We start from the raw sequence: 13,859 nt of genomic DNA, 5'->3' as shown, positions 1-13,859 counted from the left end.
TTTACACTTGGGAATAGTTTTCGTCATTAAGCGCATCGGAGCCGTACTGCTCCTCCAGCTCACCATAAAACAGGGGCAAACGCTTGAAGACATAGGCATAACAGCCTAAACAAATGGCCATAAAAAACGTTGCCAGAATCATTTTTCCGTCCTCATCCAGTAAGCCATTGAATTGAGTGCCAAAGGTCATTCCCACCACCGTGGCCGGCAGGAACATCGCCGCGAAACGACCGTCGATACTGAATTCGCTATATAAACCCAGTTGGAAGGGGGTGAATATCGCCCATGAGACTGAATAAATCAGTACGGCCAAGGCATATATCCACTTGGCTTCCGGGGTGGTCGAGAGGTAAAACATAAAGTAAACCATGAGGTGAACCCCACCGGAAATCAGCATCGGGTATTTGCGGTCAAAACGATTGGCCAGGTAAATTGCGATGCCGTTGCCCGTCAAGCTGGCCAGGTAGCCAGACGCAAAAATACTACTGATAAAGGTAGCAGATAATCCCATTTCCATCCCGCGATTCGCCGAGTCAGCCCAGAACAAGCCCAGCGCGGCGTACCAAATCACTGTCGTCATCACCACAATGATTTTTAAACGTTTGAGCAGCGGGGTCTGCCGGTAATCCTCCATATCCGCTGCTTGTTTGTTGTTCGTGGGCGTCCACAGTGTGGTGGGAATGATGGCGATCAGACCGCACACCAGCAAAAACGAAAACGACAGTAGAGGGGTGCTCTCACTCAGTACTGGCATTGCAAAAGAGGCCACAGCCGACCACAGCACCTGGGCGATCAGTACCAAGGCGAACAACGGCTCCGGGTTTTTGTGGCTGCCAATAATGGCGAAGGCGTGGGAGGTGACAATGCCGGCGCCCAGCCCGCAGAGGAGGCGGGCAAACAGGGTGACACTGAAATCCCCATCGGCAGCCATGGTGATGCCATTGCCCGCCACAAAGAGCAGTAAGCCGAGCAGGCAGCTGAGGGTCAGGCTCAAGCCGTTACGCCAATAGCGAAAAGTCAGGCCGCTAACACAAATACCAAATAGCTCGGCTGTGGTCAGGGTGGCGGTTGCCTCGATATCAAACACCAGGCTAAAGGAGGAAAAAATAAAGGGCAATATATTGGCGGCTGAACCGCCGATTACCGCTAGAAACAGAAGGCTGCTTATTTGTTTTTTATTAAAACTGGTCTGAATCATCGTTCGCTTCTCGGCTAAAAATCGTTATTCCGATCAAATTCTCATTGACAAGGGCTTATTGAAATTTGTAGTCTCGCCAATAATACGATCGAACGTTCGGTCATGCAATGATTCAATGCTGTGAATCATGGCGGCAGTCGAGTGGTAGTGATTTTTAAAAACAATAAAGCGTGAGAGGCTAGGAGTATGTCTGAAATGAGGAGTTTCCCTGTAAAACCCCTGCTGGGGGCTATGTTGGCGGGATCGATGCTGGCTGCCGACTGGGCAGCGGCACAAATTGAGGAAGTGATGGTGACCGCCCAGAGGCGAACTGAGTCCGCCCAGGATGTACCGGTCTCCCTGACGGCGTACAGCGCGGAAGACCTGAAAATTGTCAATGTTACCCGCAGCAGCCAGCTGGCAGCGCAAACCCCGAACATGGTGGCGGTTGATGGCAACTTTGGTCTGTCGGCCCCGATTATCAGTATGCGCGGAGTGAGTAATGTAGACTTTAGTGCCATCTCAAATACCCCGATTGCGGTGTATAGCGATGGGGTGATTCTCAACAATATCCAGACTCATGGTTTTGCCATGTTTGATCTGGAGCGCGTGGAAATTCTGCGAGGCCCGCAGGGCACCCTGTTTGGGCGGAACTCCACCACGGGCGCAATGCAGGTGTTTTCCGCCCGCCCTACCGAAGAATTCAGTGCGGGTGTTGAGGTCACGCTCGGGCGCTTTGATCGCTCCCGTCAGGAAGCTTTTGTTTCCGGCAAGCTGACCGACAGCGCACGCGCACGACTGGCCTATGTCAGCAACCGCTCTTCAGGTTATGTGAAAGATCAGCTCGGTCGCGATGCCCAGAACGAAGATGTTCAAGCAGCCCGTTTCAGTCTGGATTGGGATGCTACCGAAGCGCTTAAAGTTGAATGGCGTCTTGCTCACCAGCAGATTGATAACAAGCCAGTAGTCTTTCATAACCAATTGCCGACGAACGTGTTTGACCCCACTTCGCCGGGCGGTTCGGCCTCTGATTTCCGCCGAGTTACCTTGAGCCCGAGCTACGAGCGCAAGGAAAAAGGTGAAACCATCATGAGCTCGCTCACCGTGGATTGGGATCTGGGTGATGTGAATCTGGTGTCGGTAACGGGCATTGTGGATCACGATTTCCAATACCAGAACGATGAAGACGCCAGCACTCAGGCATTAGGTCACAGCCAGGCGTTCACCGGGCAGCGTCAATTGACCCAGGAGTTTCGCTTACAGGGACAGACCGACCGACTCGATTGGGTTGCGGGTGTGTTCTTTATGGATGAGGAAGTTGAATCGCAAACCTCCTACGACATCAACGGCATTTTGGCCGCCTTGCCTCATGGTTTTGTTCCCGGCAGCGATGGCACCATTGGTGGTTTTGATGCTGCATTGGGTTTGGGGGGAGCCTGGATTGGTTCTGCTCAACTGGCCGGCTTTGAAGCCACGGACAGCATTTCAGTCGCGCAAGCCTACAACGTTTTGCAGGCCGTGGGTCGCCTACCCCAGGGCAATGTTTCTACCCGAGCGAACAAGCACAAGCAAAACCTGGAAAGCATGGCGGTATTCTCGCATCTGAAATATCGCATCAACGATTACTGGGGCGCGACCATGGGTTTGCGCTGGAGTCGTGATGAAAAAGACCTGAATGGTCAGTACCTGGGTTGTTATGTTGGGCAAAATCCGAATCGGGGTCAGGGCCGTTTTGATCTTCTGCAGGGCATTGGGATCGACCTGAATGCGCCGGGTGGTTTCGATCTTGCCAGTTTGGTGATGGACCCGGAAATCTGTGGCGTGAATAATGGCCAGCCGGAAAACTTTGGTGGCGATGCCAGTTGGGACTCCCTCAGCGGCAAGCTCTCTTTCGAATACACGCCTGACGAAGAATCTCTGTACTACTTCGGTGTGTCTCGCGGCTTTAAAGGCGGCAGCTTTAACGGAACCTTCTACAATCGCTTGGTTGAAGTCGAGCCAGAAAAATTGACCTCCTTCGAGTTGGGCACCAAGCATTATCTGCTGGACCGTCGTATGACATTGAACGCGGCTCTGTTCCAATACGACTACACCGACTTCCAGGCGGTGATCGCAGTTACTCTGCCATCGGCCTTGCAGGGCACGACGGTTGTCAACGAACTGGTGAACGTGCCGGATTCCACCATTCGTGGTGCCGAGCTTGAAATGGCCTACAACCCGATCACGAATCTGGTGTTAACTCTGGGGGCCTCCTGGCTGGATTCCAAAGTGGATAAGCAGCCCACCGTCAGTGCGGGCACCATTCCAAACATTCGCGGTAACGAGTTCCGTTACGCACCTGAATTCACGTTCAACGGTGTGTTGAGTTACACCATTGAGATGAACGATTGGGGTTACCTGACTCCGCAGTTGGATTGGTCGTACACCGATGCTTACTTTACCGACATCGGCAATAACCCATTAGGTCGAACCGATGACAACTGGATGACCAATGTACGTTTGAACTGGTCAAGTTCCGATGAACGATTGAACGCCACTCTGTTTGTAGAGAACGTGACGGATGAGGTGTACAACAGCTCCAACACCCGCGAGTTTACGGCCTCATTCGGAACGACTTTTTCTACGTATAGCAAGCCTCGCACCGTTGGCTTAACACTGTCATATCGTTTATAGCGTTTAGCGACGGTTAGGTGAGATCCTCACCCAATTGCTTAGCGGGCCTCTGGCCCGCTTTTTTTTGCCCGCAATGCTTTGTAAGATGGCCTCGTTGGAAAATCGAGGTAGCTATGGCAAGACCAAGCGTAAAAGAGGAAAGGGCAGAGGCCATTTTGGCGGCGTTCGAGCGATGTGTGGCAAGGTACGGCGTGGAGGGCGCCACCCTGGAGCGTATCTCCAAGGAGTCGGGCTTGCACCGCAGCTTGTTGCGTCACCACGTTGGCAATCGAGAAGCTCTGTTGGATCGTTTGATTGAGCGTTGTATCGACACCGAGCAGGACGACATCAGGTTACTGTTCGAAGGTATCGAAAAAGAGGGCAGCAAACCGGATCCGTCGGATGAGGCCATTATTGCGTATCTGTTCGGAGAGATGCCTGAGGCGGAACGGATTAAAATAAAAGTCGCCTTAGCGCTTCTGGCCGCTGTCGAAAATTACCCCAGCATTAAAAAATCTTTGTTCCAATGGAACAAAGATTTTATCTCAAGCCTGCAGGCGATATTGCAAAGCGTTTACCCTAAGGCCGATGAGCCGCAATGCGCTGCCGTAGCTTGGGGGCTGGCCAGCATTTCCCTGAGTAGTTTATCCATTGCGCCACTGGGAAGTGGTCACACCTTTCAAGAAAGCAGCTTGCAGGCGGCGAGAACATTGCTGAAAAGTTTGCGATGAAAAAACCTGGAGCATCCGCTTGTTGATGCTCCAGGGTATTACAGAGTCGATTGGATTCGACTTCCAAACTTATCAATAAAAGAATGGTGTCAAATCGGGAAGGGTCTCTGTTGCGGACGGATGTTCTCGTACTGCTTGGCCAGCTGTAACACGCCGACATCATCAAACCTTGGCCCCACAATCTGCAAACCAATCGGCAAGCCCATTTCGTTGTAGCCACAATTAATCGAAGCGGCCGGCTGCTCACTGATATTAAACAGAAAATTATTGCACCACGGATCAAACAATTTATTGCAATCGTCGGCCGGCAGTTCCGCCGCAAAAGCCGGTCGTGGCGTTGACGGCAGCAGCAGGTAATCCACCGCCGAGCACATCTCTAGCGTTTGCACGCCCAGCTTACGCATCGCCATAGTGGCATCGAATAAATCTACGGCTGAAATGTCTTCACAGTGCTGAGTAAACTGATCAATATACGGACTTTGTTTTCTGAGTGCTTCTGGGTATTGCTTGAATTCGTGATAGCAGCGCTGTTGATAATACAGTTCTGCGCAATCTTCATCGCCGGATGTGAATGGGCTTTGGATGGGAATTATTCGATGGCCCAAATCTTCCAATTGCTGAGCCGCCGCACTGACCGCGCGAATGGTTTCCGGATCCGGACTGCTGCCAAAGCCAATGTCCAACAATAGCCCCAAGCGCAAGGAGGGTCGAGCGGTCTGCAAGTGCTTGCTGTAATCCACATTCTGCCAGGCCAAAGATCGAGCGTCGCGGTGATCGGGGCGGCTCAAAATATTTAAATACGCCGCTGAGTCGCTTACAGAGCGAGACATTGGGCCCGCCACTAACGTGTCTGCATTGCTTGGGTAATAGGGTACTCGCCCTTGGCTGGGCTTCAGACCAAATAAGCCTGTGTAGGAAGCCGGCAAGCGAATTGAGCCTACGATATCCGTACCGGCCGCCACCGGATTCAGGCCCGCGCAAATCGCCGCGGCGGTTCCCGAGCTGCTGCCGCCGGTGGTGGCGCTGCCATTCCAGGGGTTACGTGTAATGCCGTGTTGGGAACTGTAGCCCGAGGCCAGAATGCCAAAATCAGGCATCGTTGTTTTACCCAGAGAAATCATCCCGGCTTCATTTTGTCGCGCAACCAGCGGGCAATCTTCCTTCCAGTCAAGTTCGTCGGAATTGTTGGCAATGGAGCCGCGATAACTTGTTTGGCCGCGACTGAGCAGTGCGTCTTTTACGCTGGTAGGAATGCCGTCAAACGCACTGTTTGGTTCGCCATTGAGCCAGCGTTGCTCGGATTTTTTCGCCGCTTCTCGCGCACCGTCGTGGTCGATAAAATAAAACGCATTGTATTTTGGATTGAGGGATGCCAAGCGATTCAATTGACAGTCGATGACCTCGACAGGGCTCAGGGCCTTGCTTTTGTAGAGGCGGCTGAGTTCCAGGGCGCTCAGGGTTGACACATCACTCATGAGGCATTTCCTAACAAATTGGCTTGGCTGCTGATCGATTCGTGAATCAGTGGAAACTGACCTCGCTTTTGATCCATAAAAAATTGCTGAAGGGCTGCGGCGATGCTCGGGTAGGCCAATTGAGACCAGGGAATATCGCCTTGTTTGAACAATTGTGCGTCCAGCGTTTCCAGTCCGGCTTCTACCTGGGGTGTGAGTAGTTTGGCGAGATAATACATATAGGTTTGGTTGATGTGCGGTAAATTGTACACCGCATACAGCGATTCAATTTCCAGTTGCGCGCAGGTTTCTTCTTTGGCCTCACGCATTGCTCCTTCGTCACTGGACTCGCCGTTTTCCATAAATCCAGCGGGCAAGCACCAAAGGCCTTTCTGGGGCTCAATGCCCCGGCGACACAGCAAGACCTGATCCTGCCAATGGGCAATAACACCGACAACCAATTTGGGGTTTTCATAGTGAATACGGCTGCAGTGATTGCAAATATGACGTTCGCGCAGATCACCTGCAGGAATGGCAACAATCAGCTTGTGACCGCAATCGCTGCAGAATTTCATGCCGACAACCCAGCGAATTTTCCGCGGTGGAAGGCCAGTGCTTCCCCCTCATTTTGTTGCAGCTGTTCGACCTTACCGATCAGCAAGCGATGATCGCCACCCTCATGATTGGCGTGCATCGCGCATTCAAATCGTGCCAGGCAGTTTTCAATGGCCGGCGCCTTGCTGTCGCTCTGTGCCAGTTCCACATCGGCAAAGCGGTCCCCATCCTTACTGGCAAATTGATACGCCAGGGCGTCCTGTTCACGTTTGAGTACGTGGATATTGAAATGGCTGCAGGTATTGAACGCGTCGAAGTTGCTGCTGTTCTTGCCGATGCTCCAGAGTACCAGAGCGGGGTCCAGGGACAGGGAGTTAAAACTGCTGGCGGTCATGCCGACGGCATTGCCTGTCTTGTCGTAGCAGGTGACGACGGTTACTCCGGTTGCAAATTGGCCTAGGGCATCTCTCAATTCTCTTGGGTCGATTTGGCTTGATTCCACGATTCCGTACTCACTGTCTAGAAGGTTCAGGGGGTTCGTTGCGTCTGCCTTGCTTGTGCCGGTGCTTTACGGGTGTCATTGGCCCGTTTTCATGCGTCGAACGAACGTTCGGTAATATTAAGTATGATTCTCTTTTGTGTCAAATATTAGGCATTGTCGTTTGCATAAATTGGTCTTGACACGAACGATCGTTCGATGAAAGTATAGCGCCATCAAAGCCATACCCAGAGACAAGCGGTACGAGGAGCACAGAGTGGGGCAATCAATCAATGGTCACGGGCCATGGGCGGAGTATCAGCAGCGCCTGAACGCCGGTCAGTTTTGCATTCAACAAGGCGGTAACGGCCATTATTTCTTTTATCCACGGGTCAATACGCCCGCAATCGGAGGTGACGACTGGCAATGGGTGGAAGCCAGTGGTCAGGCCAGTATCTATTCCTTGAGCCGTATTCCCCAGCGCCCGGAGCGTGGGGGCGATTACTACGTTGCGATTGTGCAGCTGGCCGAAGGGCCGCGCTTGATGAGCCAGTTGCGTTTGAGTTCCGAGGTGCCGCCTGTTATCGGCGATTCGGTGAGAGCGCACATTGAACATTCGGAAGACGCGGATGCGTTGTTGGTCTTTCAGCATGGGGAGGCCGTTTAAATGAGTGCTGAATATTTACGTGGAAAAACGGCGGTTGTCGGTGTTGCCCAGGCGGGCATCGGTCATTGTGCAGGCTGGCAGCCCTTGGAGTTAATGGGGGTGGCCGTTCAGCGGGCTCTTGATGATGCGGGTATCGGCTTGGATGAAGTGGACGGTTTGTGTGCGACAACCGGTTCCCACTATTTCGCCAGTCTGAGCGCGGCGGAGTACTTGGGTATTCAGCCCAGTTTTAGCAGCTGCGATATGAATGGTGGTTCATCGTTTATGTCGCAGTTATTGCAAGGTGTGATGGCCATCGAAGCGGGTCTGTGTAAAACCGTGGTGATTGCCTACGGCAGTAACGCCCGCAGCAATGGCGGAAATCATGCCGGTTTGATTGAAACCCCGGAGTGGGAGCAGTTGTATCGCCCTCGAATTCCGGTCACCGGTTACGCCCTGGCGGCGGCGCGTCATATGCATGAATACGGCACTCGTCGAGAGCAGCTTGCGGAAGTGGTCGTGGCGGCGCGAGCCTGGGGCGCTATGAACCCGGAAGCGTTTGTGCAGGAAGCGATCGATCTTGAAACGGTGTTGGGGGCAAAAATTATTTCAGACCCCCTGTCGGTGATGGATTGCTGTCTGGTAACAGATGGTGCTGCGGCGATGGTACTGGTAGCAAAAGATCGAGCCAAAGAGTATGGCAAAAAAGCGGCTTACGTTTTGGGCGCTTCCTCCGCGACCACGCATCGACAAATCGACCAAATGCCCGACCTTACGACCACTGCAGCGGTACAAAGCGGTGAGCGTGCTTATCAAATGGCCGGTGTGCAGGCTCGGGATATCGATGTCATTCAGCTATACGACGCCTTCTCGATCAATGTGATTTTGTTTTTGGAAGACCTGGGTTTCTGTCCGAAAGGTGAGGGCGGTGCTTTTGTGTCGGGTGGAAGAATCGCGCCAGGAGGTGAACGACCGGTGAATACCAATGGTGGCGGTATCTCCTGTGTGCACCCTGGGATGTATGGATTGTTCTGCATGATCGAAGCGATTCGCCAACTGCGAGGCGACTGTGGCGATCGACAAATCCCCTCGGCTGAACTCGCATTAGCGCACGGCAATGGTGGGACCTTATCCAGCCAGGCCACTACGATTTTTGGCACAGAAGCGTGCTTGTAAGAGGAAAAGACATGCTCGGTAAAATGATGGATTTTCAGTTAACCATACCGGCCGTGATGCGTCATGCCCAAAGCATTCATGGCGAGGCCGAAATTGTGTCCAAGCTGGGGGATGGCAGCCTGCATCGCTACCGCTATGCCGATGCCTTTGCGCGGGTTGCGCAACTGGCATCCGCCTTGACCAAGCTCGGCGTCAAGCAGGGTGATGTCATCGGTACACTGGCCTGGAACAGTTATCGCCACTTTGAATTGTATTACGGTATTCCCGGAATCGGTGCGATTTGCCACACCATAAACCCGCGCCTTTCCGACGAACAATTTGATTTCGTTTTGAATGATGCTCGCGATCAATGGGTTTTTGTCGACCCTGATTTTCTGCCGCTGATGGAGCGTTTGCAGGGCACATTCAATACCGTAAAAGGTTACATCGTATTGTGCGATGAAGCCGATATGCCAGCGCACAATCTGGCCAATGTACATTGCTATGAAAGCTTGTTGGCGGAGCAGCCTGCGCAATTCGATTGGCCCGAGCTGGACGAAAATCTGGCGTGCGGTATTTGCTATACCTCCGGTACGACCGGCAATCCCAAAGGTGTTGTTTACAGCCATCGCTCAACGGTTTTAATCAGCCTGACGGCCAACACCAACAGTTCGGTGGGGATGCAGGTGGAAGATTCTCTTTTGGCGGTTGTGCCGATGTTTCATGTGAACGCGTGGAATATTCCCTACGCTGCGGCGATGGCCGGAGCAAAAATGGTCTTCCCGGGTCGCTTTATGGGCGATGGTCAGGCATTGGCAACGCTCATGAATGAAGAGCGTGTGCGGTTTGCATCGGGAGTGCCAACAGTTTGGTTGGCGTTGCTGCAATATTTGCGGGACAACAAGCTTAAGCTGGAAACGGTTGAGTGTTTGATGGTAGGGGGCGCGGCAACGCCATTGGCTTTGATGAAAGCTTTTGAAGACGAGCAAGGCATTTTCATGCAGCAAGGTTGGGGCATGACTGAAACCAGTCCTCTCGGCACCATGAATGTTCTCACACCAAGCATGGCAAAGCTCGACAAAGACACGCAATTCGAATTGCGTAAAACCGTGGGGCGCCCAACCTTCGGCGTGGAAGTACGTATTGTTGATGAAGCCTTGAATGCGCTTCCCTGGGATGGCAAAACGCCGGGCGCCTTTCAGGTGCGCGGCCCTTGGGTGTGTTCTGAGTATCTTGGCATCGAGCAATCCGACGCTCATACCAAAGACGGTTGGTTCGACACCGGCGATATCGCCGTGATTGATAAGCAAGGCTATGTCTCTATTACTGATCGCAGTAAAGACGTCATTAAATCGGGTGGCGAATGGATCAGCTCGGCAGATCTGGAAAACGCCGCCATGGCTCATGACGCTGTGTTGGAAGCCGCAGCCATTGCGGCGTATCACCCTAAATGGTCTGAGCGCCCATTACTGATTGTGGTGTGCAAGCCCGGCGTTAACGTCAATGAAGTCGAGCTCAAGGAATTTTTATCCACTCAGGTCAGTCGCTGGTGGATCCCGGAAACCATTTTGTTTGCCAGTGAGTTGCCGCATACCGCGACGGGCAAAGTCAGTAAAAAAGATCTGCGTGAGCAATACCGCGATTTTTCATATCAGGAATAAAATCGAATGTCTGAAGTGAACCAATATGTCGACTATCGTCGAGAAGGTGACATGGCTTTTTTGAGCATGTGTCACGCCCCGGTGAACACCTTGTGTTACGAACTGCGCTGTGCCATTGATCACTACCTGAGCGTTGCTGAGCAGGATGACAATGTCCAAGTCGTGGTGTTGCGCTCGAATCTGGTGGCATTTTCCGCGGGTGCGGATATCAGTGAGTTCGGTACAGAAAAATCATTCGCGGAACCCAGTTTGCCGGCGTTGTGTGATCGTATCGATCAATTTCCAAAATGGGTCATTGCCGAAATCTCGACTTACGCCCTGGGCGGAGGCTTGGAGTTGGCCTTAGCGGCAGATAAGCGCATAGCGACCCAGGGCTGCAAGCTGGGTTTGCCGGAAGTCAATCTGGGCATTCTTCCCGGAGCCGGCGGCACCCAGCGTTTGCCTCGCTTAATTGCCTCAAGTACGGCGGCAATAATGATGTGCGATGGCAAACCGATCTCGGCCGCGCAGGCTGCTGAGTTGGGTTTGATTGATGTGGTGCTGGAATCTGCCGAGCATGCCGAGGCTGCCCTTCTTCAATTGTGGAAAGCCTGTGCAGGCACGAAGCCTGTCAATATGTTTGAGCAAGCCTATACGCTTGAGGCCGATGAAGCGGCTGCATTGAACGCTTATCAAGAGCAGCAGGCGCGACGCTGGTACGGATTGAAGTCACCCTTCGCGATTGTCGACGCTGTGACACAGGGAATGGCAATGCCGTTGGGCGAAGCCCTGGCCTTGGAAAGAACGCTGTTTGATGATTGTGCGGCGAGCCCGCAGGCAAGGGCGCTGCAGCACGCCTTTTTTGCTGAAAAAGAAGCATTGAAAGTCCCTGGTATTGGCCGGGACGATGCTCATTTAGCGATTCAGGAAGTGGCCATCATTGGTTCGGGATTGATGGGTTGCGGTATTGCCATCAATTTTTTATTGGCGGGCATTCCAACTCGTTTGCTTGATGTCAATGTTGAAGCCCTTGAAAAGGCGCGCGCCTATATTCAAAAAACTCTCGAGTCCAATCGTGACAAGGGCCGCATCAGCGCTCAGAAATACGAACAGGCTCTCATGGCGTTGGCGACAGCCTGTGACTATGAAGACATTGCGAATGCGGATCTCGTGATTGAGGCGGTGTTTGAAGATTTAGCGGTTAAGCAGTCGGTGTTTAAAGAGCTGGATCGCCATTGCAAACCCGATGCGATTCTTGCTAGCAATACCTCAACGTTGGATCTCAATGCGATTGCCGATGTGTGTGCCCGTCCGGAGAACGTGATCGGCCTGCATTTTTTCAGCCCCGCCAATATTATGAAATTACTGGAAGTGGTGCGCACCGAGCGAACCTCAGCGCCGGTTCTGGCGAGCTCGCTCAAACTTGCGAAGCGGATTAATAAAGTCGCGGTCACCGTGGGCGTGTGTTACGGCTTTGTGGGTAACCGCATGGTGGCGCCCTATTCCCGCGAAGCGTTTCGCATGATTCTGGAAGGCGCACGTCCCAGCCAAGTGGATGAGGCGCTGCGTGAGTTTGGCATGGCAATGGGGCCCATTGAAATGGCCGACATGGCAGGCATTGATGTGGGGTGTATGGCGGCTCTGGCTAATCAGCAGGAATGGCAGGGAGAGGAAAGCTACCAGGCCTTGCAATTCGCTTTGCGTGAGCAGGGGCGCTTGGGTCAGAAAACATCGGCCGGCGTGTACCGTTACGACGATGGCAAAAAGCAAGAGGACCCTGAAGTTCTGGTTCTGGCAAAAAGCATTGCTGAATCCCTGGGCATCGAGCAGCGCAGCCTTACCAAAGACGAAATTATTCAACGTTGTGTATTCAGTTTGGCTAATGAGGGTTTTCGTATTCTTGAAGAAGGCATTGCGCAGCGTTCCGGTGATATCGATGTTATTTACCTGAACGGCTACGGCTTTCCGCGCTGGCGAGGTGGTCCCATGCAGTATGCCGATGAGCTGGGCCTGCAAACGGTTTTGCAGGGACTGGAAGCCCTACAGAAAAACCTGGGTGCTTATGGTGAGCGCTGGTTCTCAGTTGCGCCACTGCTGAAAACATTAGCCCAAACCAATCGCAGCGCCCAATCATTTTCCAACGTTTAGGAGTTTAAGCATGAGCCAACGTGAAGCTTATATTGTGTCTACTGCGCGCACCCCAATCGCGAAAGCGTTTCGTGGGGCGTTTAATATCACCAAATCACCCAGTTTATCTTCTTTCGCGATTAAAGCGGCTGTGGAGCGCAGTGGTGTAGCCGCCGAGCGCTTTGATGATCTCGTCATGGGGACCTCACTGCAGGCGGGCACCGCTGGCATGAACCTGGGGCGTATGGCGGCATTGGCTTCCGGATTGCCGCTGACGGTTTCCGGGCAATCCATCGATCGTCAGTGCTCATCCGGTTTGATGTCGGTGGCCACGGCGGCAAAACAAATCGTGGTCGACAGAATGGATGCCGTGGTTGCCGCTGGTCATGAACACATTTCCATGGTGCAGACACCGGCGTTCGAGTGGATCATGAAAGAAAAAGACGACCGTGTTCTGGCTCATTCCGATACCGCTTACATGCCCATGTTGCACACGGCAGAGCACATTTGTAAAAAATACAATATCTCCCGAGAGTCCCAGGACGAATACGCTTTGTTGTCTCAGCAGCGCACTGCTGCGGCGCAAGTTGCGGGTGCGTTCGATCAGGAAATCATTCCGGTTACCACCACGAAAGCCGTGTTCAATAAAGTGACCAAAGAAACCAGTTTTGCGGAAGTCACACTGTCCAAAGACGAAGGCAATCGTCCAGAAACAACACTCGACAGTCTGCAAGCACTCAGCCCGGTTGTCGAAGGTGGTTGCATTACGGCGGGCAATGCCTCGCAACTTTCCGATGGCGCTGCTGCCTGTGTATTGGTCTCCAGTGAGGTGGCGGTACGGGAAAACCTTGAGCCCCTGGGCGCGTACCGCGGCATGATGGTTGCGGGCCTGGAGCCTGAAGAAATGGGCATTGGCCCGATTTACGCTGTACCCAAATTACTGAAAGCTCATGGCTTGACCGTTGATGATATTGGCCTGTGGGAATTAAACGAAGCCTTCGCCTGCCAGGTTATTTACAGCGCTGAAAAGCTGGGGATCCCACTGGAAAAACTCAATGTGAATGGCGGTGGCATTTCCATTGGTCACCCATACGGCATGACCGGCACCCGTTTGGTTGGGCACGCCTTGATTGAAGGGCAGCGCCGGGGTGTTCGCTATGTGGTGGTGACCATGTGTGTGGGTGGCGGCATGGGTGCAGCCGGTTTATTTGAGGTGTTGTAAGCCCTCTGTCTGCCGTTGTGCT

11 protein-coding genes are annotated in these 13,859 nt (G+C 53.0%); 7 read left to right on the top strand and 4 right to left on the bottom strand.

From position 1 onward, the window contains the following. Position 1 precedes the first annotated feature (1 nt). Positions 2-1,198 carry a hypothetical protein gene (locus tag ABWW03_RS01460; protein ID WP_353405908.1) on the bottom strand — a complete coding sequence of 399 codons (1,197 nt, stop codon included), beginning with the start codon at positions 1,196-1,198 and terminating at the stop codon, positions 2-4. Positions 1,199-1,384: 186 nt separating this feature from the next. Here ABWW03_RS01460 and ABWW03_RS01455 point away from each other — a divergent pair, with 186 nt between their 5' ends. Continuing rightward, positions 1,385-3,850, top strand: coding sequence for a TonB-dependent receptor (locus tag ABWW03_RS01455; RefSeq protein ID WP_353405907.1), 2,466 nt, complete (start codon positions 1,385-1,387; stop codon positions 3,848-3,850). Between the two features lie 113 nt (positions 3,851-3,963). Beyond that, complete coding sequence (locus ABWW03_RS01450) at positions 3,964-4,560, top strand: TetR/AcrR family transcriptional regulator (protein WP_353405905.1); 597 nt, start codon at positions 3,964-3,966, stop codon at positions 4,558-4,560. A gap of 89 nt (positions 4,561-4,649) precedes the next feature. Here the strand turns inward: ABWW03_RS01450 and ABWW03_RS01445 are convergent, their stop codons facing one another. From ABWW03_RS01445 to ABWW03_RS01435, 3 genes are read right to left on the bottom strand one after another with little or no spacing between them, the layout of a single operon-like run. Next, complete coding sequence (locus tag ABWW03_RS01445) at positions 4,650-6,035, bottom strand: amidase (protein ID WP_353405903.1); 1,386 nt, start codon at positions 6,033-6,035, stop codon at positions 4,650-4,652. Further along, on the bottom strand, positions 6,032-6,589 hold the full coding sequence (locus ABWW03_RS01440; RefSeq protein ID WP_353405902.1) for an NUDIX hydrolase: 558 nt from the start codon (positions 6,587-6,589) through the stop codon (positions 6,032-6,034). The genes ABWW03_RS01445 and ABWW03_RS01440 overlap by 4 nt, the downstream gene beginning before the upstream one ends. Further along, a complete protein-coding gene (locus ABWW03_RS01435) occupies positions 6,586-7,071 on the bottom strand; it encodes a flavin reductase family protein (protein WP_353405901.1) in 486 nt (161 codons plus the stop codon). Before ABWW03_RS01435 ends, ABWW03_RS01440 begins: the two co-directional genes overlap by 4 nt. Positions 7,072-7,324: 253 nt before the next feature. On the opposite strand from ABWW03_RS01435, the gene ABWW03_RS01430 reads away from it, so the two are divergent. Genes ABWW03_RS01430 through ABWW03_RS01410 form a run of 5 tightly spaced genes read left to right on the top strand, consistent with a single transcriptional unit; the run spans position 7,325 to position 13,837 of the window. Continuing rightward, positions 7,325-7,714 (top strand): Zn-ribbon domain-containing OB-fold protein, encoded by a 390-nt coding sequence (locus tag ABWW03_RS01430; protein ID WP_353405900.1) that lies wholly within the window; start codon positions 7,325-7,327, stop codon positions 7,712-7,714. After that, complete coding sequence (locus tag ABWW03_RS01425; protein ID WP_353405899.1) at positions 7,715-8,869, top strand: acetyl-CoA acetyltransferase; 1,155 nt, start codon at positions 7,715-7,717, stop codon at positions 8,867-8,869. Between the two features lie 11 nt (positions 8,870-8,880). Beyond that, entirely contained in the window at positions 8,881-10,509 is a 1,629-nt protein-coding gene (locus tag ABWW03_RS01420; protein ID WP_353405898.1) for a long-chain fatty acid--CoA ligase, read from the top strand. 6 nt (positions 10,510-10,515) lie between these two features. Continuing rightward, positions 10,516-12,636: a 3-hydroxyacyl-CoA dehydrogenase NAD-binding domain-containing protein gene (locus ABWW03_RS01415; protein WP_353405897.1), complete on the top strand. Its 2,121-nt coding sequence runs from the start codon at positions 10,516-10,518 to the stop codon at positions 12,634-12,636. A gap of 10 nt (positions 12,637-12,646) precedes the next feature. Beyond that, on the top strand, positions 12,647-13,837 hold the full coding sequence (locus ABWW03_RS01410; protein ID WP_353405896.1) for an acetyl-CoA C-acyltransferase: 1,191 nt from the start codon (positions 12,647-12,649) through the stop codon (positions 13,835-13,837). Positions 13,838-13,859 lie beyond the last annotated feature (22 nt).

The sequence above is a fragment of the Pseudoteredinibacter isoporae genome (assembly GCF_040372805.1).
Taxonomy (GTDB): domain Bacteria; phylum Pseudomonadota; class Gammaproteobacteria; order Pseudomonadales; family Cellvibrionaceae; genus Pseudoteredinibacter; species Pseudoteredinibacter isoporae_A.
The sequence above is the reverse complement of the archived record's forward strand: the minus strand, read 5'-3'. Positions and strand labels throughout refer to the sequence as shown.

What these genes read in the sequence shown, in the direction of transcription:
- ABWW03_RS01460 (WP_353405908.1), bottom strand. Translation starts at nt 1,198, where the DNA reads ATGATTCAGACCAGTTTTAATAAAAAACAAATAAGCAGCCTTCTGTTT.
- ABWW03_RS01455 (WP_353405907.1), top strand. Translation starts at nt 1,385, where the DNA reads ATGTCTGAAATGAGGAGTTTCCCTGTAAAACCCCTGCTGGGGGCTATG.
- ABWW03_RS01450 (WP_353405905.1), top strand. Translation starts at nt 3,964, where the DNA reads ATGGCAAGACCAAGCGTAAAAGAGGAAAGGGCAGAGGCCATTTTGGCG.
- ABWW03_RS01445 (WP_353405903.1), bottom strand. Translation starts at nt 6,035, where the DNA reads ATGAGTGATGTGTCAACCCTGAGCGCCCTGGAACTCAGCCGCCTCTAC.
- ABWW03_RS01440 (WP_353405902.1), bottom strand. Translation starts at nt 6,589, where the DNA reads ATGAAATTCTGCAGCGATTGCGGTCACAAGCTGATTGTTGCCATTCCT.
- ABWW03_RS01425 (WP_353405899.1), top strand. Translation starts at nt 7,715, where the DNA reads ATGAGTGCTGAATATTTACGTGGAAAAACGGCGGTTGTCGGTGTTGCC.
- ABWW03_RS01420 (WP_353405898.1), top strand. Translation starts at nt 8,881, where the DNA reads ATGCTCGGTAAAATGATGGATTTTCAGTTAACCATACCGGCCGTGATG.
- ABWW03_RS01415 (WP_353405897.1), top strand. Translation starts at nt 10,516, where the DNA reads ATGTCTGAAGTGAACCAATATGTCGACTATCGTCGAGAAGGTGACATG.
- ABWW03_RS01410 (WP_353405896.1), top strand. Translation starts at nt 12,647, where the DNA reads ATGAGCCAACGTGAAGCTTATATTGTGTCTACTGCGCGCACCCCAATC.